17 protein-coding genes are annotated in these 25,348 nt (G+C 58.2%); 10 read left to right on the forward strand and 7 right to left on the reverse strand.

The annotated features are described in order from the left end of the window. From ABFD92_07920 to ABFD92_07940, 5 genes are read left to right on the forward strand one after another with little or no spacing between them, the layout of a single operon-like run. Positions 1-453, forward strand: coding sequence for a very short patch repair endonuclease (locus tag ABFD92_07920; protein ID MEN6504449.1), 453 nt, complete (start codon positions 1-3; stop codon positions 451-453). Then, positions 411-2,474: a DEAD/DEAH box helicase gene (locus tag ABFD92_07925; GenBank protein MEN6504450.1), complete on the forward strand. Its 2,064-nt coding sequence runs from the start codon at positions 411-413 to the stop codon at positions 2,472-2,474. The genes ABFD92_07920 and ABFD92_07925 overlap by 43 nt, the downstream gene beginning before the upstream one ends. Further along, entirely contained in the window at positions 2,471-2,899 is a 429-nt protein-coding gene (locus ABFD92_07930; protein MEN6504451.1) for an EcoRII N-terminal effector-binding domain-containing protein, read from the forward strand. The genes ABFD92_07925 and ABFD92_07930 overlap by 4 nt, the downstream gene beginning before the upstream one ends. A gap of 33 nt (positions 2,900-2,932) precedes the next feature. Then, positions 2,933-4,558, forward strand: coding sequence for an ATP-binding protein (locus ABFD92_07935; protein ID MEN6504452.1), 1,626 nt, complete (start codon positions 2,933-2,935; stop codon positions 4,556-4,558). Next, positions 4,545-5,396: a hypothetical protein gene (locus tag ABFD92_07940; GenBank protein ID MEN6504453.1), complete on the forward strand. Its 852-nt coding sequence runs from the start codon at positions 4,545-4,547 to the stop codon at positions 5,394-5,396. The genes ABFD92_07935 and ABFD92_07940 overlap by 14 nt, the downstream gene beginning before the upstream one ends. A gap of 132 nt (positions 5,397-5,528) precedes the next feature. Here the strand turns inward: ABFD92_07940 and ABFD92_07945 are convergent, their stop codons facing one another. The 7 genes from ABFD92_07945 to ABFD92_07975 all read right to left on the reverse strand — a co-directional run bounded on the left by ABFD92_07945 (position 5,529) and on the right by ABFD92_07975 (position 19,044). Next, complete coding sequence (locus ABFD92_07945) at positions 5,529-6,578, reverse strand: hypothetical protein (protein MEN6504454.1); 1,050 nt, start codon at positions 6,576-6,578, stop codon at positions 5,529-5,531. Positions 6,579-6,597: 19 nt separating this feature from the next. After that, the gene (locus ABFD92_07950) at positions 6,598-8,508 is read right to left on the reverse strand and encodes an AAA family ATPase (GenBank protein ID MEN6504455.1); all 1,911 of its coding nucleotides are present in this window, start codon (positions 8,506-8,508) and stop codon (positions 6,598-6,600) included. Between the two features lie 2 nt (positions 8,509-8,510). Then, a complete protein-coding gene (locus ABFD92_07955; protein MEN6504456.1) occupies positions 8,511-10,268 on the reverse strand; it encodes a restriction endonuclease subunit S in 1,758 nt (585 codons plus the stop codon). Continuing rightward, positions 10,265-12,682, reverse strand: coding sequence for a class I SAM-dependent DNA methyltransferase (locus ABFD92_07960; protein MEN6504457.1), 2,418 nt, complete (start codon positions 12,680-12,682; stop codon positions 10,265-10,267). The genes ABFD92_07955 and ABFD92_07960 overlap by 4 nt, the downstream gene beginning before the upstream one ends. A gap of 8 nt (positions 12,683-12,690) precedes the next feature. Further along, entirely contained in the window at positions 12,691-15,423 is a 2,733-nt protein-coding gene (locus ABFD92_07965; GenBank protein ID MEN6504458.1) for a DEAD/DEAH box helicase family protein, read from the reverse strand. Between the two features lie 64 nt (positions 15,424-15,487). Beyond that, a complete protein-coding gene (locus tag ABFD92_07970; protein ID MEN6504459.1) occupies positions 15,488-17,608 on the reverse strand; it encodes a DUF262 domain-containing protein in 2,121 nt (706 codons plus the stop codon). 410 nt (positions 17,609-18,018) lie between these two features. Next, positions 18,019-19,044, reverse strand: a complete 1,026-nt coding sequence (locus tag ABFD92_07975) for a transcriptional regulator (GenBank protein ID MEN6504460.1) — start codon at positions 19,042-19,044, stop codon at positions 18,019-18,021. A 276-nt stretch (positions 19,045-19,320) separates the two neighbouring features. Between ABFD92_07975 and ABFD92_07980 the strand changes: the two genes are divergently transcribed. The 5 genes from ABFD92_07980 to ABFD92_08000 all read left to right on the forward strand — a co-directional run bounded on the left by ABFD92_07980 (position 19,321) and on the right by ABFD92_08000 (position 25,343). Continuing rightward, entirely contained in the window at positions 19,321-20,337 is a 1,017-nt protein-coding gene (locus tag ABFD92_07980; GenBank protein ID MEN6504461.1) for a DUF6569 family protein, read from the forward strand. Between the two features lie 76 nt (positions 20,338-20,413). Further along, on the forward strand, positions 20,414-21,166 hold the full coding sequence (locus tag ABFD92_07985; GenBank protein ID MEN6504462.1) for a hypothetical protein: 753 nt from the start codon (positions 20,414-20,416) through the stop codon (positions 21,164-21,166). A gap of 655 nt (positions 21,167-21,821) precedes the next feature. Then, the gene (locus ABFD92_07990; protein ID MEN6504463.1) at positions 21,822-22,490 is read left to right on the forward strand and encodes a hypothetical protein; all 669 of its coding nucleotides are present in this window, start codon (positions 21,822-21,824) and stop codon (positions 22,488-22,490) included. A gap of 68 nt (positions 22,491-22,558) precedes the next feature. After that, complete coding sequence (locus ABFD92_07995) at positions 22,559-23,203, forward strand: hypothetical protein (protein MEN6504464.1); 645 nt, start codon at positions 22,559-22,561, stop codon at positions 23,201-23,203. Positions 23,204-23,603: 400 nt separating this feature from the next. Continuing rightward, positions 23,604-25,343, forward strand: a complete 1,740-nt coding sequence (locus tag ABFD92_08000) for a glycosyltransferase family 39 protein (protein ID MEN6504465.1) — start codon at positions 23,604-23,606, stop codon at positions 25,341-25,343. Positions 25,344-25,348: the final 5 nt, after the last annotated feature.

Genomic DNA, 25,348 nt, shown 5'->3' on the forward strand with positions numbered 1-25,348 from the left:
ATGGACGTCCATTCCCGAATCCAGCGGAGCCAGAACATGGCCTCCATCAGGGCAAAGAATACGAGTCCTGAGATCGCCATCAGAAAGCTCCTTCACCGAGAGGGCTTTCGGTTCAGGATACATTCCAGTAGCCTCCCTGGCAAGCCTGACATTGTGCTGCCGAAATATCATGCAGTGATCCTTGTGAACGGATGCTTCTGGCACCTTCACAGGTGCTGTCTCTCCAAGCTCCCGCAGAGCCGCGCAGACTGGTGGAGGAGAAAGCTGGAGGGGAATCGGCAGAGGGATCTTGCAGTAAGACGAGCTCTCATCCGAAGTGGTTGGCGCGTTCTGACCATCTGGGAGTGCGCCTTCAGGGGCAAAGGGAGCGTGAGCGAGGCCATGCGGAAGATCGCAGATGAGGCGGCGATGTGGCTACGATCTACGTCAAGAGAGCGCCAGCTATCGCGGTGACGGCTTGCAGGCGTCTGCCCGATCTGGTTGAATGTCGCCGGAATGAGATGTTGCAGACTTCGTTGTTGGTACGGCTTAACGGGGATACAGCTTTGGCTATGGGCGATCAGGTTGCTGGAGCTTCTTCAAACGCCGCTTGGATGCTCGACGGCGACAACATCTGTATTCGAATGCAGGACGGGCAATGGCTATATCCCACCGCCATGGAAATCGTTGGTGCAGAGTTCAAAAGCAGGCTTAACATCAGAGGAGCCCAGTTGCAGGAGCCACCATCGTTATCGCTTCAGGAGATCAGCTTTGCGCGTTTTCCTCTCAGTGTGAGGCTTTGTTTGTCAACGGCAGGTGAAGGTGAATGCAGCTGCTTTGTTGAAGGAACAGATGCCGATAACCGGGTGCCTTTAACCTGGCCAACAACCGATCAGATTCTTATCGACGGAAAGTGGTTTCCTCTTGTACACGAAGACGTGGCGGCTGTGAGGGACGCTTTGAGAGAGGCAAATGTCCCGTCGCCTGGCCAGCTGACACTCCGCCAATATCTCGCGATCATCCGTCAGGGCAGGCCTCAGGTCGTAGTAGACTCCAGTGCTGAGGCAAAGCATTGCACTTCCATGGTTATCCACAGCATTCCGGCCGATCCGGGGTTTTGTGGAACCCTGTACCCTTACCAAGAAGTGGGTGTCCGGTGGCTGCAGGCGGTGACCGCAGAGGGCCTAGGCTGCGTCTTAGGCGATGAAATGGGCCTCGGGAAGACCGTGCAGATCATCCGGTTGCTTGTCGGAGAGAGGCCTAGTCGCAGCCAACCAGCGCTGATAGTAGCACCTGCGACGCTGCTCGAAAACTGGCGTCGTGAGATCACGAAGTTTGCCCCAGGACTGCGAGTCGCTATCCATCGAGGTCAGGGCCGCACCGGCTTCCCTGCCCAACTAGCGTCGCATGATGTTGTTTTGATTTCCTACGATTTGGCTGCCAGAGATCTCTCTCTTCTGAAGATGGTCCCTTGGAACGTGGTCATTCTTGACGAAGCTCAGGCAATTAAGAACCCAAACACAAGGCGGTCGCTATCAGTCAAAGCTATTGGGAGACGTGTGGGCATTGCCGTGACGGGTACGCCGGTCGAGAACCGCCTGCGGGATCTCTGGTCGATCATGGACTTCACATGCCCGGGCTTCCTCGGCACCCTCAATGACTTCGAGCAACGCTTCACTGATTCAACCAAGGACGCGATCCTTCTAGAGCATATTGTTACCCCTCTGTTGCTGCGACGACAGGTCAAGGACGTCGCTGCGGATCTTCCCGAGCGGATTGACATACCACAAGCGGTTGAGTTGTCCGCTGTTGCTGCCAATGAATACGAGATTCTGCGTGCGGCGATCGTCGAAAAGTATGGAGCGGCCGCCACACTGGTGGCCCTGATAAAGCTGAGAATGTTCTGCGCCCATCCGTTCCTGATCAACCAGGCAGAAGGCGATCCGGCTCACTACAGCACGAAATATGAGCGACTTCTTGAATTGATGGATGAAATCATAGTCGTCGGTCACAAGGCGATTATTTTCACTTCATTCCAGGGAATGGCGGATCTTCTGAGGCAGGATATGAGCCGGCGCTATAGATGTTTCTGCGAAATCATTGATGGCCGCACTTGTGTCGAATCGCGGCAGCCGACTGTCGATGCCTTCCAGGAATATGCCGGAGCTGGCGTGCTTGTTCTCAATCCGAGAGCCGCTGGCACCGGATTAAACATCACGGCCGCCAATCATGTGATTCATTACAACCTCGAATGGAATCCGGCAATTGAGGACCAAGCCACAGCACGGGCATTTCGACGCGGCCAAAAACGTCCGGTGACAGTCCACCGGCTCTTCCACCCTGGCACGGTTGAGGAAGTGATTGATGACCGGGTGCAGCGGAAGCGAGAACTGGCACGGACAGCGGTTGTCGGGACGGAGGGTAGCAGAGTGAATAAGGCAGATATTGTGCGGGCATTGAGCCTCAGTCCGCACGCCCATGGAGAGCAAGCATGAAGAACGAAAGGCCATCGGCAATAACAAAGATTCTCAGCCGCAATGACACGGGTGAAACTGGCGGTCATCAAGCTGGGATTCTTGTACCACGAAATCTTCAGGTGCTGTCCTTCTTCCCCAGCTTGGACAGAGCGACGAAGAATCCTCGCCATCTGCTACTCTTCACCGATACTCTTGGGGAAAGTTGGTCTTTTGCATTTATCTACTACAACAACACCTTCTTCGGCGGAACCCGAAATGAGTACCGGCTCACCAGAATGACTCCCTATCTAAGGTCGCGCAACCTGAAAGCAGGTGACAGAATCACCTTGCGAAGGGATACTAACGGGCAGTATACAATCGAATGCACCCAGCAGCACCAGAGCAGGCGCGGGTCAGATGGTGTCCTGCATCTTGGAACCGGGTGGAAGGTCATCCGTATATAACCTGTCATTAATCCTGATGGGAAAGGAGAATTTGTGCCTACTATAAAAAAGAAGCTGCCGCCAAATCCGTCGCGACTGATTGAGGGCCTGCGAGATACAGGCTACGACTTCAATACAGCGTTGGCAGATATCGTTGATAACTCAGTCGACGCGGGGGCCGACCTTGTCGATATTCGTATCCAGATGGATACTGATGGGGACATTCTTGTTACTGTAGCCGATAATGGCTGCGGAATGGACGAGCAAACCCTGTTGGACGGTATGACATATGGAGCCCAGGGGAGCGGCGATCCCCAGAGGCTCGGAAAGTTTGGATTGGGCCTGAAGACCGCGTCAACAGCGTTTTGCCGGCGACTGGCAGTGGTCACGCGCTCTAGCGGCAAGGCAGATCCGCTGAAGGCCACTTGGGATCTGGATCATGTCGTGAAAGTCTCCGAATGGGAACTCCTGATGGAGGAGCCCAAGAAGGCCGAAATCGACCTTCTGAACAAGGCCGCAAATAATCATTCCGGCACTTTGGTGATTTGGGACAAGGTTGACCGGGTCTTGAAAGCATATGCGAATCCAGGCGGTAGTGCTGCTCGCAACGCCATAGAACGGGTTGCGGACAGCTTCCGGCAGCATGCCGGGATGATCTATCAACGGTTCCTGGACCCGAAGGATAAGCGTGCTCGCACGATCACGATGAATCTTAACGGCATTCCCATCGAGGCATGGAATCCCTTCTGTGAGGATGAGGAGGAGACTGAGATGGTGGCCTCAGAGAAGGTGCCGGTTGAGTCAGAGAGCGGCAAGAAGACCCACTTCACGATCCGGGCCTTTATTTTACCCAGGAAGGAACAGTTCACTTCTGAGGAGGCTCACGCGCGAGCTAGGCTGTCCAACAGCATGCAGGGCATTTACATCTACCGTGAGAACCGCCTGATCCACCCTGCCGACTGGATCGGTATGTTCAGCAAAGAGCCTCACCTCACGCTCTTGCGGGTCGAGTTCTCTTTCGACCACAAGCTTGATGACGCTTTCCAGGTTGATATCAAGAAGTCAAGAATTTTACTCAACGAAGCCCTTTATGACTACGTACTGAACCAGTTTCTCCCGGCTCCACGAAACGCGGCAAACGAAAGGTATCGCAAGGGGCAGCGGAAGAAAGGCGACGAACAGGCAAAGAACGCGCACGCTGATTCTGACCGCAATATTCAAGCAAAGGAAGAAGACCTTCGCATGGCGGACATCCAGGTCCGCGATCCAAAGAAGAACGAGGTGGAGGTGACAAACAGGAGTGGGCATTTTGTTCTGAAGCTTAAAGTTGGGGCCGCCAGCAACAACGGTCAGATGAACGTGCAGACCGTCAGCAGCATAGATGATGGGCTCCTATGGGAACCAGCATTGGCCAGCGGTCACCATGCTGTGCGCATCAACACGGGGCATCCTTACTACCATAAAGTCTATATTCCTAATCACTCTTCCGGAGTCACAGTACAGGGGATGGATTCTCTGCTGTGGGCTTTGGTTGAGGCAGAGCTTGGAACCATCAGTGAGGCGACCCTCAATCATTTTCATGACCTGAGATTCGAAGTCTCTAGGCTTCTGAGAAAGCTGGTTGAGGACCTCCCTGAGCCAGACCTGGATGGCAACGGACAAGAAGATGATCAAGCCTGAAGACCTGGCTGCTTTCCTTACCGTTCGTTTTGGACTGCCCGTTATCGCGGACAGCAGACGCCTTCCAGAGGGGCAGCAACTAACTGTGCGCCCTGCAGATGTTCCCCGAACCATTGGCTTCTCTGTCTCCTTTGTCGTTGGCTGGCGCGCGATAGAGGCGCATTTTATGCCTGCCAGCTATGCGGTAGAACTCGTGCAGGCAATGCAAGCAGCAACAGTTGACCAGAAAGCCGCCTTTCGGATCTTCGCCGCTTCAGCAGTTCAGAAGGGTGCACCAATCAAAATGACCATCGGTGGGATACCGGCTGACCCTGCCGCCCCGGATACTTGGCCATCTGCATGGCGATCTGTGGAGTTCTCGATGCGAAAGGGTGCCTTGGTTATTACACCGGAAGACCCGCTGCGCGAAACACAGACGGTCTTTCCGTGGGCGGCAACTTTCTTTGGCATTACGCTCGCGTTGCTCCCGCTTGAGCCTGCGGAGAGCGCTGTACCAGTGGGCGAGGCGGAAGGAGCCGTCACGCTTGCCAAGGTAAGGCGGTATGAGAGGAGCCGCATCAATCGAGCTGCTTGTATCGAGATAAACGGTGTTCGCTGTTGTGTCTGTGGTTTCCACTTCGGAGAGCAATACGGCCGGGTTGGCGATGGTTTCATCCATGTGCACCATCTTGAGCCATTGTCTATGATGCAGGAATCATATGTTATTGATCCGGCAATTCATCTGGTTCCAATCTGCCCGAACTGTCACTCAATGGCGCACCGCAAAACTCCACCGTATACACCTGCAGAGCTGAAAGAAATGCGAAGCCTTGGCATCCAGAGTGGACTGCACAACTAGATCATCTATGAACTTAAGGCTGATGCGATCACTTTGGGTGACTACCCTCGCCAGCTTTGGCCGCAGTAGCTGATTGTTAATGCGTACCAGACCGGGCCGTCGGTTGTTGCCGTCCCAAGAGCACTTTGCCATCTACCCGATCTGACGGTCCTCGTGATACTGACGCAGCACCTCGCGGATGATGAGATCGCTCTGCGCCGCGTGGGCATACAGGTGCTGCCAGTAGTATTGAAGCGGGCGCCTATTCAGGCACCGTTGGCAATTTTCTGAACGACTAGTCAGACATGCCCGGGCCGCCGCGGCGTCGGCAGGCCCTCCGGCGTGCCACATGTCATTGGCAATCTCCTTTTGAATGTCCTGGATGTCGCACATGAGCGTGCGTCCCCAGAACTCCGCTAGCCTGAACAACCTGTCGAGATTAGCAACCTTGGGTTGGTCGGCCGGATCGAGGGCCTCCAGCGTTGCTACCAACTCCCTGGCTCCTTGCTCGATAAACGCGACCTTGAATTTGCCCACGGCGGATCGCCAGCGTGGATGAAAATGTTCGGCTGTTTGGTCTAAGCTTGTCCAGTCCAGCGGCGGCGTGTCGCCCTTGCGGTCTCCACGATTAGAATCGTGGCACGAGGGAATCAGATTGTCCGGATGTACGGACAGGAACGGAAACGCGCTTTTCGGGAGGAAGTGGTCCAGCTCAGTGCTCTGAAGTTGGTTGTCGCAGTAGGGGCAGATACTGAAGACGGGTTCACGGAGGAACGCCTGCCGAGTCAGATGGCCATTCCCTTGGCACACCGAGTCAGGATACCCGAGGTCTTGGCGCAGCCAAGGCTCGTAAAAGTCCAACAGAAGGTTCTTCATCGCTCGGCGTGCATGCGCCCCCTCCCAGAACGCCGCATCCGTTTGAGTAAGATGAACGCCAACCGGAGCAGTATACAACTCACGGAAGCGATGTTGTTCCCCCATGATGCGGAGCAGCTCGTCCTTGGCTGCCCGGTCGGCCGATGCCACCGTGTTCATCCACGGCTGGCGGCGGCCATTCTGATTCCCCCAGAATCGGCAAACCCAGTCCGAGTCAACTGCCGGCCATGCGAGCCGCTGCAGCCAGGGAAGGTCTACCACTGCTCCTTCCGGCAGCGCGCAGAGCGATCGCACAAGCTGACATTGCAGCTCGACGATGCGTAACATGCGCTGGCGCTCTTGCGAATCAGGGACCGGGTGTATCATGCGTCAGTTCGTCCAGCAGTTTCTGTAATCTGGCCCTCGGCCAGCCGCCGCCAATCTTTGCCACCAGCCGCTCAAGTGCGTCTCGAGTGTCCGCAGTCCAGTCTTCGGCGAGTTTCTGCCTTAGCACCTCGTCAGCCCGCGACCCGATGCACTCGGCTGTCTCGAACACGTGCAGCATCACCCGCCCCGGTTCGGCTCCGAACGTCGGGAACGACACTGGCTTTACCCTCGCTTGGCCGTCCTCCCGGACGAGGCGAATAATCTCGCTCGCGAAGGCATCCGTGAGCGCGATGCTTGTGTGCGTTGCCACAAGAACCTGGGCGACGGTGGTCTTGAGCACGTTATCATCGACGATATCGATGATCTCTCTCTTCCAGGAATCATTGAAGTGCGTCTCGGGTTCGTCCAGCAGCAGCATGCTGCCGTCACGGCCACGCAGCAGCAGTAAGAGGGCCATCCGCCCCAGAAGCATCTGCTCGCCGTCTGAGAAATCATCCCAGGTCAGCACCACATCGTCGGCATAGCCGGCATGGTCGGTCATCGGGCTGACCCGCTTGACGGTCACGGTGGCATCCTCAATCAAGCGGGCTGCCCGCCAGCCCTGAAGTGTGCGGAACACCTGCCAGAGGGGGGTAGCTGTTCCGCCTTGCTCTTGCCTGACCGTGCTGAGAATACGAGCAACGGCACAAGCCCCCGACTGTGCCCCATCTACCTGGTTGGCAACGTCACCGATAGTCGGCGGCCAACGATCTACTGTTTCCTCGCCTCGGACCTCGAAACGGGTTCCCAACACTCCTTCAAGCATTGGTGTAATCCGGCGTTCGCCAAAGCCCAGGTCGATCACCATCTGCATCCTTCCCAGAGGCAGGCGGATCACTTCGTCGGCCAAAGCGCACAGCGCCAGCCATTGAGCATGCCATTCGGGGTTCATCCGGCCCGTGTGCGGCCTGTAGGTAATGCTCAGGTGGGTCGGCCACCACCAGTCCACCTCGTTGAGCAGCGTCCTGGCGTCCTTCTCAGCAGGGCGCTTGCCATGTTGCTGCTGGCGCATCCGTTCCAAAAGCTTACTGCGCCAAGCCTGCATCACGTCTTCCGCAGGGTGCTGGCGCAGTTCCTCGCTAGCCGCCACCAGCCCGACGGCAACCGCTGCCAGCTTGAGGTCAGGGGGCGTCAACAGTAGGCAACTCGCGTCGGCATCGCTGTCGTGTGGCTCGATCTGCGCCCGCAACTCATTGCGCTGCTGGGCCGTCATTTCCACATCAACCGCGCCCAACTCCCGGTTAATGTCCCAACCCCTGGGCCTGTCGTCGTCCTGTCCGCCCTCGATGATAATCTCGGCCAGCGCGTCACCCGGCAACTGCTTCTCAGCCGCTCGCAGCCAGACTGCCAGGTCGCCGGATGTGTAAGCCACAAGAGGATCAGGCAGGTGCTCGGCCAAGAGCTGATTGCCTTGAAACGCGTCGCCATGAATCCACATCGCATCAACCTCCCCCGATGGAGCCCGCCCTTGTTTGATCAGGGGCATCACATCATCCCACGTCGTTTCGCCACCGAGGCCAGATACCACTTCTGCCAGATGCGATTCAAAAGGCGCGACTACGAAGACCGCTTCGCTCTTTGAATCCTCAAGGTGTCGGAAAAAGACGAGTTTCCGCTCCTTATCGCGGGTCGTCTCATAGGCTAGAGCCACCGGGAACGGAGGGACCTCTCCCCGGTCCAGACAGCGGAAAGTCTCATATACCGCCCGAAGTAAACTACTCTTGCCGGTGCCATTCAGGCCGACGACGAACTGAAGCGATCCCTTACGCTCCAGGATACCCTCCTGGTGGAAGGCGACCTTGACATCCTTCAGCACGCCGTAGTCCGGAAGATGAAGGTATCGTAGCCACATGCTCAGCCCCCCTTGACCTGGTCAGCCTGAACATCGACCGACCCAGAAAGGGAAAGAGAATTGCCAACCGAGACATCATGAATGCGCCCCGCGCGGGCCATGCGGGTCAACTCTTCCATGCGGGCGTGATCGGAGGGTTCTCCACCATCACTAGCGTGTTCGCGGGGCAGGCGGAAGACATTGCCGAAGGCCGCGCCGTCGCCGGAACTGCCCGCAACCCTCCGGCTGACCACCCGCACCAGACCCCGGGCCGCCAGCACATCCAGATGGCGGCGGAGGGCATCCTCGGGCAGCTTGTCCAGCGGCTCGGACAGCCAATCCCGCATCGAACCGAGCGTAAAGGCGGGTCCTTGGCCATTCTCGGTCACAGCCAGCTTTATCTGCCGCAGCAATTCCCGCTGCTCGCGGTTGAGTTCCGCGTGTCGTCCGGTGGTCGGCACGGCCACGCTGATGACCGGCCGCTCCGGCCTCGCCAGTTTTACGCCCGCCGCCTTGATCGCTGCGTCACGCTCAGCCGCCTCACGCTCCAGCAAGTCCCGATTCTTCTCGCGCCAGTCGCCTGTCAATTCGCCGCTGAAGGCATTAGCGAGAAGAGAGTCCTGCAGATCGGACAGCAGACCGATTGACGAACCCAAGGCACTGCTCGCATCCGCGACGGCGGCAAGCAAACGCAGGAATTCATCTTGGTGTTCGAGAGCGGGAACCGGCACAGGCAGAGACTGCACATCGCCCTGGTTGATGCTGGCTTGATTCACAGCCAGCTTTGCCCGTCGGCGAAGCTCGTACAGTGCATAGTCGGTCTGCAGATAGGCCAGCAAATACGTTGGCCGAACCTTCGCCCGATCCACTTTGAGCCGCATCATGTTGGATTCAAAGACGGCGGGCTCATCCATCACGGGCACGATGGCGCTCTTGCCCAAATATTCCACGCTATTGACGCGGTTGACCAGGATCTCGTCTGTTTGGACCCCGTACCTGTCAATTTCCTTCTCGGACAACCGGAGCCGCTGAAGTGCCGTGACATCCGTGATTCGTCCGTCGTAGAAATCTCCAATGCGGATGATTCGTGTGCCCTCGCCGTACTGATCCGCCGGCTTGTACAGGCCATTCTGGGGCGACTCAGCCAGCAGCTTACCCAGCCGGATGTGGTTGGCCGTGCTTGGATCGCCAAACATCTCGTGGAAGATGGCGGGTATGAGTTTGGCGGTCAGGTCGTCTGCCTGGCGGCGCAAGCGTCGAACAGCTTGGGCCTCCCTCAGCATCGCCACAATCCGCCGCTGCTCGCTGAGGGGAGGAAGGGGAACCTGCACACTGATCAGGAATGCGGTAGGAACGCGTTGCTGTCCCGCCGATCCGGTAAAGGCGGCTTTCGCACGCTTTCTAAACACGGGGTTTCGCACGAGGAAGAACAGCCATTCCGGCAGAACGTGCGGTCCAGCACGGAGTACGTGGAACTCCGTGGACCCGAAGCCTCTTCCCCCGATCAGCCCCTTGGCTACTGCGGCCTTGCCGTTTTGCATGCATGGCGTGATTTTTGCGAACAGCACGTCATTCTCGCAAAACGGCGTGTAGCCGGTTCGCACCTCCGCAATATCCCGCGGCTCCGCCTCAGTGATCTCGCCCATGACCTCGTCGATGGCGGACATTGGCACAAAGCTGACTTCGCCCTCAACGTCCGAAGGGATCGGATCCCGTGGATTCACCTCGCACACCTGCGACAACCTGGCAAGGTGCCATGTGTTGGGGAGCGTCTGCTTCACGCTTTGCCCTCCACCATGGCCAGGAGGTTGGCGAGCTTAGTGCGGATGTCGGCGTGGACGACATCAAGCTTCTTGACGAGGGCCGCGGGCTTTTCGTGGTCGCCTGCCTCGAAGACGAACGGCTTGTGCCGGCCGGCGGAAAGGTTCAGGTCGGCGGCCTCGATGCAGTCGGGGTCGAGCCGGTCGCGGAAGTCTTCCTTCACCGTGCCGTCGTCGCTGAACACGTTCATCCGCTCGGTCAGGAACTTCAGGTATTCCGGATCGACGTTGCCCTCGGCGTCGTGCGTGGGCTTGGCGGTTTCCTCGCCTGTCTGCGGGTCCCTGCCCCAACTATCCAGCTTGGCCCAGGCGCGGACGGGCGTGGTCCAGGCGAGTTGCTGTTCCTTATCATCCTTCTTGTCCTGACGCTCAGGTTCAACGCTTCGCAGCCAGAGGTCATAGCCATCCATCCGCGCAAAGCCTTTGAGGAGAGTCTGAAGCTCATCGTCGGGTACATCGTAGCCGCTGGGCTTCTTGGGCTTGCCGCCATCGCGCTGTCGTTGATCCAAGCTTGCACGCGCATTGGCCTTGGCCTCTTCCCAAGTCTCGCGCATTGCCGTGAAGCCGAACTGGTCGAACTCGCGATCAAGGATGCCGTGCTCGCGGTTGACACGATTAAGGTCGTTGGACAGCTTGCGCAGCCTGACATCCAACTCCTCTTTCGCCCTGTCGGTCTTCTTCTGGGTGCTCTTTTCGGTTGCCCCGATACCGTGGGCATCATTGACGAACTGTCTGGTCAGTTTCGTGAAAAGGTCGAGCGCCTCAGCCTTAACCTTTTCGGTGGCCTTGGCGGGATCACGCGGCAGGGCCTTAAAGACCTCGTGAATGCCCAAGGCATGCCCAGCCTGAGAACTCTCCTCGGGAAAGATTCGCAGGAACTCGTCATCCAGCACTCGCCATCGCTCCAGCGAGTACTGTGGCTGATGGTAGGCCGTTGTAACAGCGGCCTCACGCAGGCCGGGAGCGTCGGAGCCCTGGAGGACTTCATGCCAAAGGCGGAACTTGGCGACGGCGTCGTACAGGTCATTGGGGCCCTGGAATCTCTCTTTCCGCTTCTGGTCGAGGGTGAAGGCTTCATCGGCCACGTCGTAGAACCATACCTCACGAGTGCGCGGTTCCTGGCCGGCGACAGCCTTCTGGCTGACCTTCTGGAAGATGAGGATGGACGTCTTGACTCCGGCATATGGCAGGAAGACTCCGCCGGGCAGCGACACGACCGCCTCAAGCGTGTTCTCGAATAGAAGTTGGCGGCGCAGTTCGCGGTGGGCATTCGTCGAGCCAAAGAGCACGCCGTCGGGCACGACCACGGCACACCGCCCGCCGGTGCGGAGCAGGTCGAGCATCAGCCAGACGAAGAGCAGTTCGCTCTTGGTGGTGATGGGCTTATCCTTATGACCAGAGGACGGCACGCGGTTGCGATTTGTGGACAGGTCGCCCTCGTCTACGCTGCCGGTGAAGGGCGGATTGGCCAAGATGAAGTCGAAGCTGTCGCTGAGGTCGTCGGGCATCCGCTTGGACAGGCTGTCGCGCTGCTCGATACGTGGGAAATCCAACTCGTGCAGGATGAGGTTCATCCAGGCGATGCGGACCATGGTTCGGTCGTTGTCGAAGCCGACGAAGCACTCGTTCAGGTCGACTCTCTTGGACAGCATGCCGTAGGTACGGTGCGGCGTGCCATCCCACTCGATGCGGAGCGTACCGGGATCAGTGGCCTGCTTCCTCCAATGGAGCAGCGTGTTGACGAGAAAGCCGCCCGTGCCGCTGGCGGGATCGAGCACGCGCGACCCCGCTGGCGGGTCAAGCATCTCGACCATGAAGCGGATGATGTGCCTGGGCGTGCGGAACTGCCCATTCTTGCCCGCGGACTGAATCTCGCCGAGAAGGTACTCGAAGATGTCCCCCATGATATCCGCATTGGCGCTATGTCCGTCGAGCTGGGCGAACAATTCATCGATTGCCTTTACGGCGCGTTCGAGTGTGTCGGTCTTGTTCGGATCGAGAATGAAGTAGGCATCATCTAATCGGCCGGTGACGTGCATGAGCGGATCATGGTTAGCGGGGCTGTTCTCTTTGAGCCACTTCTCCAGGCCGCGGAGCCAGGGAAAGACCGTGTCATTGAATAACTTGAATGAGGGATCTTGGCGGATGTAGCTCCAGCGACACTGATTGTAGTCCTTCTTCGCCTTCTCGTCCTTGTAGTAGATGGATTCCTTGGGCGGATCGGCCTTAGTTCGTGCGGCGTCGAAGCGTTCGAGTTGCCGCAGGAAGAGCAGATACGTGATCTGCTCGATGGCGACCAGAGGGTTGGTCATTCCGGCGGACCAGAACATCGTCCAGAGGCTATGAACTTTGTTTCGCAGTTTCGGTGAAAGCATTGGCGTCCTCAGGCGGCAGACTCGGCCGCGAGCTTGATCAGTTCCTTCAGGGTGTTCCTGTCAAACAGCTTCTCAGGGTCGCCAATCCGGGTGAAGGGCGACTGGTGAAGCTGCTCTACGGTGCGGACCTGCGCCCGGCTGAGCACCGCCTGACGCAGCGTGCGGACAAACATGAGCTGTGTAGCGTTCAGCTTGGGGTGGGCGGTCACCCAGCCATCGAAGGCTTCGGACACCTGCTTCTCGCGTGACGGTAACGCCGCGATACCGAGAATGTGCCCCAGAAAGGCTCTCAGATCCGCACTGGGCTGGTGGTAGAGCTCTCGCAGCCGCTCCTCAGTGATAAACAGATCCGGACGCTCGAGTACGTGTCCTATTTCGTCACATTCGTAGTCTGATAGCGTTCCGCCCTCGCGAAGTTTCTGAAGAGCTGGGCTCTGTTCGGCCAGATCGCGGACGAAGGCTTCGACCTGCTGACGATACGTGTCAGCAAATGCTCCTTCGCCTGAGGGGCCGAAAATGATCCAGTGGCGATCACGTATCTCATCGCGCACAGACAGGCGGACCAGTTGGCCGGTTTCGCGACGGGCACGGAATCGCATGACGGGAGAGAACACCCGGTGGATATGAATGACACGTTCGTAGTCGACGGGCTGCCAGTACTCGTCGCTCATTGCGCGATTGAGTTCGTCTGCCACGGCTCTGATTTCGGGCAGATCATGCGGGAGAAGCGACAAGTTCTCCAGGGTCCTCACCCGGAGCCTTTGGATCTCCTCTACTTCGGCCTTGAGGGCTGCCACGGCGAGACTCTGCGTGAGATTCTCAAACTGCAGCGTCGTGTAGCCCGATGCCGAGGAGAATCGCAGCAGGGGAGCGATGGTCAACACCAGATGCTTGTACTTGGCCTCGTCGAGCGGCAACCAGGCGTCTGGCTTGTCTATCAAGTGTCGGATTTCATCTGCATGCGGAGCCACGTTGACGTTGTCCAGCGGCACGTCACGAAGCATGGCCCTGAGCGCGTTGCACTCGCATTGGGCCAATTCCGCCTCGCCACGGCCGGCTAATATCTCCATTGCCTCCACTCGCAGCCGGAACGTCCGCGTCGGCAGCGGCTCGGCTGCTGGTGTCTCTCCGTGGCCGGCAGGATTGACCTGAAAGTAGGCGAAGTTGTCCCAGTGATCTATGATCAGGAAGTCTTTCTTCGCCTTCCCCGAAAGCGGGTCCTTCCATGGGCGAGTGCCCCGGCCGATCATCTGCCAGAACTTTACTTGGCTGAAAACCGGCTTGGCGAAGACGAGATTGCGAATCGCCGGCACATCAATGCCGGTGTCCAGCATGTCCACAGAGATGGCGACACGTGGGAAATCCCGATTCTTGAAATCGTCGAGCGTCTTGTCGGCCCTCTCCATGCGGCTGTCGATCACCTTGGCAAGGCCTCGCCGCTGGAGGTCGGGATAGAGTCGATTGAAGCTCTGGTACAGTTCGAGAGCGTGATTGTGGCTTACCGCGAAGATGATGGTCTTGCCGGGTAGCGTACCCACCGCATCCTTGATGGAGACATCCATAAACTCCCGGACGATGGCGTCATTTGTACCGGTGTTGGTAATTCGTTTTTCGAAGTCAGTTCCCTCAAAATCCAACTCCGATGGCTCAATCCCCTGTTCCTTAAGCTCCTTAGCGATCTCAGGGGGAAGTGTTCCGGGCTTCAGCCCCTCCACCTGGAATCCGGTCTTGGCGACGTGAACCGGGCGGTATGGGACCAAGTGGCCATCATGAATGGCCTCGTCATAGCTGTAGTGGAAGGTGGGCAGGCCATCCTCGCACTCAAACAACTCGAACGTGTTGTGATCGATGAAATCGGTTGGTGTGGCTGTAAGTCCGACATGAATAGAGTCGAAGTGATCAAGGATCGCCTTGTATCGGTTGTATATCGAGCGATGGCTCTCATCAGCTACAATCAGGTCGAAGTAGCCCGGCGAGAGCCGCTGGTATGTCGCCATCATGCCGGGGTAGGTGGCGGCCAGGACGCGAGCGGCAGGATCGACTTCTCCAGATTCAACCCATCCGCGCGGCACCTGGGGCAGATGCTCCTTAAAGGCATCTAGAGCCTGCTTGACCAGCTCGCGGCGGTCAGCCAAGAACAGCACCCGCTGAATCCATTTTCGGCGCAAGAGCAGTTCGATGAGAGCGATCACCGTCCGGGTCTTGCCCGTTCCCGTCGCCATCACCAACAGGAAACGGCGGCGCGACGTTTCAATTCGTTCGGCGATAGTCTTAATCGCCTCTATTTGGTAGGCGCGACCGGCAATATTCACATCCACATCGGCTCCACCGAGTGGCTGCCTATAGCTCCGAATGAATCGCAGTCGGTCGAGATCCCCTGGTGAGTAGAACCCGCTCACCTTTCGCGGCGGGTAGAGAGAACTGTCCCAGAACCATATCTCATTGCCATTTGCCAGGAAGACAAACGGTTCTGTACCACAGTCGGCTGCGATCCGGCGCGCGTAATCAGCCGCCTGCCGTTCGCCTTCCAGAGCGCTGCGGCTGCTGCGCTTCGCTTCGACGATGGCGATTGGCGCCTTTTGTTGGTCCAACAGTGCATAGTCAGCAAACTCGGTGCAGTCGCCTTCAACGGTTGCCTTGAGGACAAACTCCTCAAGCAGCCGCTGACTGCGAGGCAGCCAACCAGCAGACCGCAGCTGCTGGTCAATGCGATTGGATCGAGTGTATGATTCCTGCTCCATAGCGCCCGATGCTCTCAGCTTGGTTGCATCCCATTGTTCGTATCTGTGTGTTGCCTAATAACGGTCACGGGTGCTCCTTCCCAGCCGGATCGTCCTTGGACTCGCTGGCCAGCTTCGGAAACAACATCTTCCACCTTTGCGTCTCACCAGGAAGAGGAAGCATCCATCGCTTCTCCATGAAGCTGAGCAGTTTCATTCCACGAGCACAGATCTGGGCAGGCCCCCAGATGGCTTCCGCTGCGACCTCAATTTCCGAGTGTGACCCGTCAGCATAGCCGTTACGCGCCTTGCTGCCATCGGTGTGGAACTGCGGCCGCTTCTTCTCCTCAAAGCTGTCGTTTTGCAGCGACGAGTTGATTGCAGATGAGAGAAGCAGCAGATTTCCCAGGCTGCACTTGTAGGCTGACTGCGCGATCTCATCCAACCCTTGAAACTGTTCCGCCCAATCCTCCGTCGTGGTCTGGGGATAGATATGCTCTATCGAAATCGTGTCTTTATTGCTCTTTAAGAGGTCGGACCAATCCACCTTCTTCTGGCGGCTGCGGGATAGAAGGCTCAATTCATACTCATAGAGGAAATAGCGCAACCCGGACCACCCATAGAACCCGTCGCCGTTGGCGAATTTCTTCTCCAGCACGTTGTACAGGCTCCCCAAGCGGAAATGGCCTTCGTCATCAAAAGCGAACAACATGCGCTGGTCCAGCTGCTCCGCGATTTCCGACAAGGTAGCCTCACCGCGATCCACTGCGCGGGCAAAGTTGTAGAACTCGCTGCTGCGGTAGTTCGAGCGAGTGACCGTCATTCTGAAGACGATGAAGATGAACCGCTCTATCCGCTTGAAAAGGCCTATCCGTGCGGCCTCGTCTGGAATGTTCTTTAGGACTGCCATGACCAGCGGCCGAAAGTAGCCCATGCCGACGCGGGTCAGACGCTGCAGCCATGTCGTCTCCTGCGCAGACAGGTTCCCGGCCAGTTCGGGGTAGAAGGAAGCGAACCAATAGAGGGATGATTGCTTGAGACTGAGCACGTAATCGCGGATCTCGGTCGGCCTAAGTTCCGCAGTCTCGCGAAGCGGCTCCGTGATATCGCCGTTGACATCCTCCTCACCTGCATCAATCTCCTCTTCCCACGACTGCTCGTCAGTCTGCTCCAGGTCAACCTCGTGAACGACCTTGCGATGGACCCGCTGCGCGGTGAATTGCTCATCCAGCAAGAAGCGGATGTAGTCTCTGCCAGTTTGTCTGGAGTACTTGAAGTACATGGTCCAATGAGCGCGCAGGAAGTCATCATCGTTCAAAGGCTTGAGCTTGTTGCGGCCCAACTGGTGGTAGACTTCCTTCCACGTATCATTGATGGAATCTCGAAGGCTTTTACGTTCCGCCAGATCAAGCTCGTCGTCGGTATACAGAGTGGTTAAGTAAATCAGACGGTTCTTCAAGAGTTCTAGGTCAGATAGCTTCTTGCCCCGGTTATTCATCGTCTCAAAGGCAACGAAGACATCGAACTCGTCCTTAATGATGTACTCGTTGAACAGAAATCGTTTCGTCAGGGTGCGGTAGAGCTCGTGCAAGCCTTGGACGCCTTCGTTTTCGTGCCACCCACGCAGCTGCTCAAGGAAGAACAGCTTTGCGTTGCTGAGGTTCAGCGTGTAGAAGGTCTCATGGACGGTACCCCCGCCGTCTTCATTCATGATGCGATACCGCATATATTGGTAACTTGGATTGTCGTCCGTGTACCCGAACTTGTAGGTCCGGTACTGATCGCCCTGTGGCTTGACCATGAAGAGGAACTTCTTCTGGACCCCGTCAATGCTCAGAGTGTCTGCGATGTAAATCTCGTGGTTAGGCTTGCCACTGGAGTCTGGCAAATCTCGCACCAACTCGACGAAAGCCTGAAGAAAGATAATGAAGGTGGTTAGCCGCTGCTGACCGTCTACAACATGGTACAGCTTGTAGGAATGGTCGTCGATTAGCCAGAACTCTTTCTCGTCAGCGTTGACGGTGGTGGATGGAATCTCTTTAAGCGTCAAGACGCCGGTGTAATGCGACCGCCCGTCGGGTAGATTCACCAGGTCTTCCCAGAACGCTTCCAACTGTTCGCGACCCCAAGCGTATCCCCGCTGGTAATCCGGGATACGGAAGAGCTTTTCTTTGAAGACGCTGTCAAGAGAACGTGGTTCATCCATTACTAGACCCTGCCTTCCTCAGATGCCCAATTCGTCCGTGATTGCCTCACTTGTGGAACCAGCAGTTTGCTCTCGGGCTCGCTTGTACAGCGTGGCCTTGGAGATCTTTCGATATTGTGTCAGCTCGCCCACTGTCATGATCTCGCAGCATCTGGCCGGCATAGGCTACGCCACGTGCCCCGTGTCAGTCGGATTGGTGACTTGTAAAACCTGAGGGCGGTTTCGTCAACAGGAATCCGATATGGCTGATCCGAGAAACCGCCCCGCGTGCCTGACGACCTGACGGAGTTTATCAAGATGACGCGTGGATTCTACTGCGGCCGTACTGCAAGCGTACAGCTCCTGCTGGCTCAGCGTACTGGCAGAAGGCTCTCCATAACGGGCATTCTGGGTATCGATTCCCAAGCAGATCAGTTGGGAGCAGAATCAGTCTTCCGCCGTTGAGGCCCCGCAGAACTTCGGTAGCTCCTAATTGTCCGTTCAAGCGTGGTAGCAATCTGCCCGGCCAAAGCCTTGGGCGAGAGCATGGTCGCATGCTCTCCAAACCCCAGCACCCATCGCACAAACTCGACAGTGTTGCTCAGCTCGAAGGTCGCAACCACGTTCTGGCCATCGTCCTTCGTGATCCTCTGGCTCGGATGCCATTGCTGTTCCCGCACATTCGTTGCCGCCCAGCCGGTGAAGCGGGCTTTGATCTTCTGGAACTTGCCGGGGCCGAAGATTCCGAAGGCGCCGTGGGTGTGTTTGGTCAGCGAGAATGACTTTGGCTTTTCGAATGACTTGGACGTGGCCCGCACGCCCTTGAAACGTGAGACCTTCAGTGTGCGCACCTCATCGTATTCGGCCAGCCATCCGATGCAGTACAGGGACGAAGACAGCACCACCATTCCGTAGGGATGGAACACCGTTTCCATGTCTCGGCCCTGGCTGGCGGAGCAGTAGACAACCCTCAGCACCTGGCGATTGATGATCGCCTCATTGAGCAGTTCGATCTCTTTCGTCTGGCCGGAGTAATCGTGGCTGGCGAGGGTCTTGATCAGGAAGGCGTCGTCGAGGTCGGAGAAGTAGCTCAGGGCCTTGGTCGGGAGCACGGCCCTGATCTTCTGGAGGGCAGAGTTCAGGCCATCGCCAAAGGGGGTGCCGGCCAGCGGCGCCAGGAGCTGCTGGCTGAGGTAAAGGCTGAGCATTTCCGTCATCGTCATCTGGAGCTTCTCGGATTCCAGGTACCCCGAGTCCAGCTTCCAGTACTTGCGGTTGTTCTCACGATGATCGGTCCGCAGCGGGAAGTGCGTCTGCAGCACATCCAGGTCCCGCAGGACAGTGCGCTTGTTGCACTCCAGGCGCTGGGCCAGTTCGTCGGCCGTGATGCCGAAGCGATTGGCCTGCAGCGTCTTGAGCAACTCCCATTGTCGAAACAGCGGCTCTCCTCGGCCCATATCGTGCCCCTTACGTCAGGTGAAGCGAGGTGATTATAGCTCACTGGACAGGCGGGCGGCCATCAAACCGCCTGGCCGAAAGAATTTTTCAGAAAATTCGTGCCCCCATCTGCTGGGGCTCTTTGCGGCCCGTGTCCCACAAGATGCTGTAGAACGTGACCACATCTGTCATACCCCCGCGTGAAGGCACTATGACCATACCTGTCACAGTGCCCGGCCATAATATCGGCGCCCAAGGGGAAGAACCTGCGGGGAACACACTGAAAGGACACGGCAATGGAAAATGAACGGACAGAACAGAACGGGGTGCTCAAGACGGTTGTGCCGGCTCTGCGGATCGGCGAGGCCTTCGGCCATCGTAACTTAACCCTGGTGCCCCTGCGGGGGGAGGGGTACCAGGGGCTTGATTACACTCTCGCCCAGGACGCCATCGCGGCCGGCGTGTTGGCCGTGACGGAGGTCAGTGAGGCCGGCAGCGTGCCCGAACTTCTGGCCAACAACACGGGCGTGAAGATGGTCCTGTTGCTGGACGGCGAGGAATTGGTCGGCGCCAAGCAGAACCGGATCATGAACACGTCCGTCCTGCTCAAGGGCGAGTCCAAGACGAAGATCCCGGTCTCGTGCGTCGAACAGGGGCGGTGGTATCACGAGTCGGCAAAGTTCCAGTCGGGCAACTACTCGCCCTCGCGCCTGCGGGCGCGCAAGAGCCGCGACGTGACGGCCAGCCTGCGGGAGAGCGGCCAGGCCCGCAGCGACCAAGGCGCCGTGTGGCAAGAAGTACGTGAAAACGTCATGGCTTTCCAGGCCGCCTCGCCGACGATGGCCATGAGCGATGTCGTCAAGCAGCGGCGCGAGTCGTTTGACCTGTACGTCCAGGCCCTGACGTATCCCGAGGGCGCGTGCGGCGTGGTGGCGGCCGTCAACGGGCGGTTCCTGGCCGCGGACATCTTCGACAAGCCCCAGACGCTGGAGCGTGTCTGGCAGCGGCTGATCACCGGCTATGCGATGGACGCCGCGGCACAACTGGGCGAGAGGAACAAAGACTTCTCCGCCAAGGCGGCCAGCGTCCTGATGGAACACGTGGGCGGGATCGACTGCACGATCTGCCCCAGCGTCGGCGTCGGAGGCGACTGGCGGTTCGCCGCCGATGACGTCGTCGGCCAAGCCCTGGTCGCTGACCAGACGTGCGTACACCTGTGCGTCTTCCCCGGCGACGACGTTGCCAACCGCCGCGGCCTGACGCAGAAGGCAATCCAGGCGCCGTCGCGACGACGAACGCGCCGGCAGCAGTAGATGGTTCTGGGGGCGCCGGGCACCCGGCCTTTGCGCCGGGTGCTCGGCAGCGATTCTTCACAAAGGGGGGCCAGCCATGAGACACCATGCATTGATTGTGTGCAGGGATCAGGAAGAACTCGACTACATGAAGGAGGTGCTTTTCTCGCTACATGACAAGTACGACATGGCGGACTGTCAGGCAATGGCAAGGCGCAGGATCAAGAAGCGGCGATACGACTACGTGATTGTGTCTGCGCCCATGTACGTCTGCTCTTCATCGCGCGTCGCCAGCCCGTCGGTGATTGACAACTTCCTGGACGAGATGGACGAGATATACAAGGGCAAGCTCGTTCCAATGATCGTCATCGTGTCGCACAAAGCAAGAGCATGGACGGGCGAGATCATGGGAGCGTCTCGCGGCCGGAGAGTTTTGATCCGCTTCATCCACAATCCCTTTCCACGTCGGGGAGAGACTCTGGATCGGATAATCAAGCACCTCGTCTCCCACGCGGACATGGTGAATCGAATGCTTCAGCACGTGGAGCTAACCCGACCGGAGAGGGTCGCGAATTCTGACAGTGAGAAAGAAACGACAGCAGTTCCCGCGTTGACCAAAGCGCAACTGGACATTCTTCAGGCCATGGCAGAATCGCGGCACCGCGTGATGAAGCAAACCGACATTATTGCGGCAGGAGGTCACAGCAAGCACGTGACGCGACAGGCGCTGAAGGTTTTCCTACGGTTAAGTCTGATCAAGCGGCCTTTTGGATCTCGTGGAGGTTACGCTCTAACAGATAAAGCAAGGGCTGCAATTGGCGATCATGGCAACACCCGCACAACAGAATAGTAGTACTACTACTTTTCATTCGGATTACTACCAAAAACAGCCAAATTTCATGGAATTTACTTGACAGACAACTTCGTCTTAGCTATAAATAGCATAAGTAGTTACGGCTTTTTTCACACGGGCTTCGGAGCCCTCTACGGAACCGAAGGTTACAGGTTCGACCCCTGTCGCCCGTATTGAAAAAGGTCCCGGCTCTGCCGGGGCCTTTTTCAATAGAGCGGAGAAGGTAGAGAGTAGAAAGGAGAAACAACAAGAGGGCCGGCTGACAAGTCGGACGCGTCTGGGCAGCAGCAAGATTTCTCCGCGGTCTCCTCTCTACTTTCTCCTCTCTCGGCCAGACGATGCCGCCCTCTATCGGCGGCTGGAACTTCCCCAGCCCCGACGCACACCGCTGGGACGTCGACAACTTCTCAAAGGCCCTCCACGCGGCCAATCGCAAGGCCCGCCTTATCTGGACGTGTCTGGACTACCGGCACACGTTCGGAAGTCACTTGGCGCAGGCAGGGATATCGCTGTATAAGATCAATGCACTTATGGGCAACTCACCGGATATCTGCCAACGACACTACGCGGCGCTCGTTCCGGAGAGCCTCGGGGAGTGCGTCGAGTTCACACAAAACTTCAGAAACAACATCCGAACTGGTTAAGCAACACAATGACCGACTACACCCTCACCAGAACTCAGAAGAACCAGGTCTTCACTATGATGCAGGCCCTCCAACTCGAGCCAGCCGAATTCCGGTGGGACATTTGGACGGAATCCGACGAGAAGCACAGCAAGCTCGCGCACATCAGCGAAGATCACTACTTCAAATTCGGTCAGCAGTCGAGCGATCTGGACGCAATTTGGTGCGAATGCAGACCAGGCGCACAGACAAGTGTAGAATACGCTTACATATCCGTCCCATCCATAATGAGCACTGTCAATACCTGGCTTGGCGGGGTCAAACGCGAACTCTCCGCACCCGACCTTTGGGGCCAGTTGGAGGCCTTTTCCCTAACAATCCCGCTAGACACTCAGCTTGCCCTGAACGCTGTGCCACTGCTGGAGCGGGACAAAGAAAGGATTCGCGCGGCCCTCGATGAATCGCGTGATCGAGCCAAAACGGCCCATCTCTCGCAACCACAACTTCAAGTTGTGTACGAGAGACTCGATTACCTTGTGGACTCCGCCAACCGTTTAACCCGAAAGGATTGGGTAATGTTGGCACTCGGCGTACTGGCAACCATGGCTCTCCAAGCAGGTATCGACATCCCCAGTTACAAAAAAATCGTTGAGCCCATCTGGCAACTGATCGTATCCGGCCTCCGCTTGCTCACGTGACGCCTTGCGGCCATCGTCTAATGCAACAGATCCGCCGGTTGAACTTGCCAGTCTAGGATCTATCGACCATGCACAATCATAAGCGTAAAGCGGACGCAGTAACCAACCCCATCTACTCTTGGCGTCAGCTAATTGTTACTGCCGCCGTCTCGGCAATCGTAGCTTACGCTACTACATATGTTGCCCAGCGACTGTTCCCCACTGTTCAACTAACACGACAACTGCCACCCGCCGATGCAGAATTCCACCTCAAGAAGCTTCGCGAGGATTGCCCCCCTTTCCCGTACAAGATCGAGCTGATACAGGCCATCCCTGCTTCAACCTTCCTTGGACTACAAACACAGGCCCCCATCTACACTTACTCGATATCACTCGCAAATTTGACTGAAACCCCGGTCAACAACGTCTCGATAACGATAAAGTACCACCGCACCGCGGAAAGATTCTTCCTTCGCCCATTATGGGATTGCGTCCTCACTTCCGCTCCAGGCAAAAGTATTCCTAAGAACGAAACCGTAACCCTTCAGCCAACCAGAGAACCGTTCACCTATCAACTCGCCCAACTCCCCCCTACCACATGTTCACAGTTTCTCTTCGCCGTCTGCACCGACGCTCAGCCCTCGCTCAAAGACATCGCGCTCGACATAGAATGCCCCGAAGGTCGCTTCTGTCAATTAACACCAATCCAATGGAACCGTATTGGCTGGAAATAGCCAAAACGCTACCCCGGCGGACTTGCACGGCCGGGGTAGTGTTTGGACAGAGCCCCGATCTACGAAATCGGGACCGAAGGATGTACTGGCGGGTCTGGCGATCATCCAGGCCCGCCACTTTGCTTCATGACCCCTCACCCCCTTCACAATGGGGGTTGCCTCGAAGGCCTCGACTTCCGCCCGCACGTACCGCACGATTCCGTTGCGCCCCTCGCCCAGGAACACGCGGGACAGGCCCGCCCTGGCCGCGATCCGGTCCAGGTGCGGGGCGGGTTGGGGATTGCATTGGCGGGGGGAAACGGTTCTAGTATGCATCGGAAACCGACGCCGTGAGTGTCGCGGGCAGATGAAGACAGACCGGGTGTCCGGGTACTTTTCAGGGTTCAGGGCGGAACTGCTGATGCTGGAACAGACACGCAAGGATGACAACGCGATTCACCCGGCGGCAGGATGCACGTGCATCTGGCGACGGCCTGTCGTCTGGCTGGTTCTGGTCCTGCTGGTCTGCGCCGGCGTTCGCGTCTGGGCGGCGGAACATGCCGAAGTCATCGCTAAAGACGGGGTCATCTATCTCGAAATGGCCAGGCTCTGGGGAACCAACCCCCATGCCGTCGTTCAGGGCTACGACTATCCGCCGGGGTATCCGGTGGCCGTGGCGGTCACACATGGCCTGCTGACCCGGGCAGGGCTCACCGACAGGCTGGAACTCTGGGAATACAGCGGCAGGCTCATCTCGATGCTGGCGGCGATAGCGTCGATGGCGGCGCTGTGGGTGCTGGCGCGGGCGGCGTTTTCGCCGCAGATCGCGGCCATGACCGTGCTGCTGTTCGGCGTCAGCCGCAAGTGGACGTATCTCGGCGTCGACACGCTCAGCGATTCGCTGGCGGTGGCGTTTCAATTGTGGGCGACGGTAGGCCTGTGGAAGATGCTCTCGCTCCTGAAACAGCGCCCGTGGCTGGCGTTGCTGACAGCCGCCGGGGCCGGCGTTCTGATCGGGTGCGGGTACCTGGTGCGTCCGGAGTCGGTGTGGCTGCTGCCGATCGCGGCGCTGGTCTGCCTGTGGTGGTGCATCCGGCGGCGTTCCGGCTGGGGCACGTCGCTGGCGTCGCTGGTGCTGATGGGCGGATGCGCCTTGGCGGTGGGGCTGCCGTACATGAAGGCCATCGGCGGGTTCAGCCAGAAGGACAGTTTCGAGAAGGTCCTGGGCTACATCGGCGAGGCGGCGGCGCAGAATTCGCCCACCCCCCCGCCGCCCTCGCGGGTCGATCCCCTGTTTCCGCCGGCGCCGGCGGCCGTCGCCGCGTCGCTTGCGGACAGTTCCATCGGGCAATGGGCGCCGATGGTCATCAAGCCGACATTCAAGATCGTCTCGCGGTTGTTCGAGGGGATGAGCCCGATCCTGGGCGTGGGGCTGGTGATCTGGATATGCTGGCTGGCGCTGAAACGCTGGGTGCCCCAGGCTGCGTTTGCCTCGGCGGGCTCGATGCCGGCCGGCGCCTACGGGCCGATCCTGATCGCCGCGGCGGTCGTCGTGGTTCCGGTGCTGGTCCTGCTCTACATCAAGAGCAGTTACATTTCACACCGGCACATCATGTTTCTTTCTGCCCTGGCGTCGCCGCTGGCCAGCGCGGGGATCGTGGTGACCGGATCGCTGGCGGCCGCGGCCGTACCGGCGTTTGCGAAGCGGCCTCACGCGGCGCGTCACCTCACCGCGCTGATCGCGTGTGTGGTGTTCGTGGCGTTGACCTTGGTAACCGTCCATGCCTCGCACACCGACAAGGGCTACCTCCAGGACGCCGGGCTCTACGTCCGTTCGGCGGCGGCAGGCGGCGACCGGTTGCTCACGACGGACTTGCGGATCGGGCATTACTCGCAGATACCGTACAAGGTGCTCAATCCCGCGGGCCTTGCCGCCCCGGCGACGTTCTGGACCTATATGGCCGAGGGCGCCCCTGCCGCGACGCTGGTGGCCCTGAGCCAGAAGGACATGAATGAAACCGAGCAAGGCCGCAAAGCTCTGGCCCAGATGGCGAAAGACCCCCGCCTGGCGGCGATCGGAACGTTCGTCCAGGAGGAAGGGGCTTCGGATCGCGTGATGGTCTTTCGCGTTCGGGCGGCGCAGACCCAGCCGGCCCCCTAGGTTGC

The organism is Planctomycetaceae bacterium (assembly GCA_039680605.1).
Classification (GTDB): Bacteria; Planctomycetota; Phycisphaerae; order SM23-33; family SM23-33; genus JAJFUU01.

Bases quoted from the DNA above. Each gene is read 5' to 3' on its own strand.
- ABFD92_07965 (MEN6504458.1), bottom strand. From the start codon at position 15,423: ATGGAGCAGGAATCATACACTCGATCCAATCGCATTGACCAGCAGCTG.
- ABFD92_07980 (MEN6504461.1), top strand. From the start codon at position 19,321: ATGGAAAATGAACGGACAGAACAGAACGGGGTGCTCAAGACGGTTGTG.
- ABFD92_07960 (MEN6504457.1), bottom strand. From the start codon at position 12,682: ATGCTTTCACCGAAACTGCGAAACAAAGTTCATAGCCTCTGGACGATG.
- ABFD92_07995 (MEN6504464.1), top strand. From the start codon at position 22,559: ATGCACAATCATAAGCGTAAAGCGGACGCAGTAACCAACCCCATCTAC.
- ABFD92_08000 (MEN6504465.1), top strand. From the start codon at position 23,604: ATGCTGGAACAGACACGCAAGGATGACAACGCGATTCACCCGGCGGCA.
- ABFD92_07950 (MEN6504455.1), bottom strand. From the start codon at position 8,508: ATGTGGCTACGATACCTTCATCTTCCGGACTACGGCGTGCTGAAGGAT.
- ABFD92_07940 (MEN6504453.1), top strand. From the start codon at position 4,545: ATGATCAAGCCTGAAGACCTGGCTGCTTTCCTTACCGTTCGTTTTGGA.
- ABFD92_07970 (MEN6504459.1), bottom strand. From the start codon at position 17,608: ATGGATGAACCACGTTCTCTTGACAGCGTCTTCAAAGAAAAGCTCTTC.
- ABFD92_07945 (MEN6504454.1), bottom strand. From the start codon at position 6,578: ATGTTACGCATCGTCGAGCTGCAATGTCAGCTTGTGCGATCGCTCTGC.
- ABFD92_07985 (MEN6504462.1), top strand. From the start codon at position 20,414: ATGAGACACCATGCATTGATTGTGTGCAGGGATCAGGAAGAACTCGAC.
- ABFD92_07930 (MEN6504451.1), top strand. From the start codon at position 2,471: ATGAAGAACGAAAGGCCATCGGCAATAACAAAGATTCTCAGCCGCAAT.
- ABFD92_07975 (MEN6504460.1), bottom strand. From the start codon at position 19,044: ATGGGCCGAGGAGAGCCGCTGTTTCGACAATGGGAGTTGCTCAAGACG.
- ABFD92_07990 (MEN6504463.1), top strand. From the start codon at position 21,822: ATGACCGACTACACCCTCACCAGAACTCAGAAGAACCAGGTCTTCACT.
- ABFD92_07920 (MEN6504449.1), top strand. From the start codon at position 1: ATGGACGTCCATTCCCGAATCCAGCGGAGCCAGAACATGGCCTCCATC.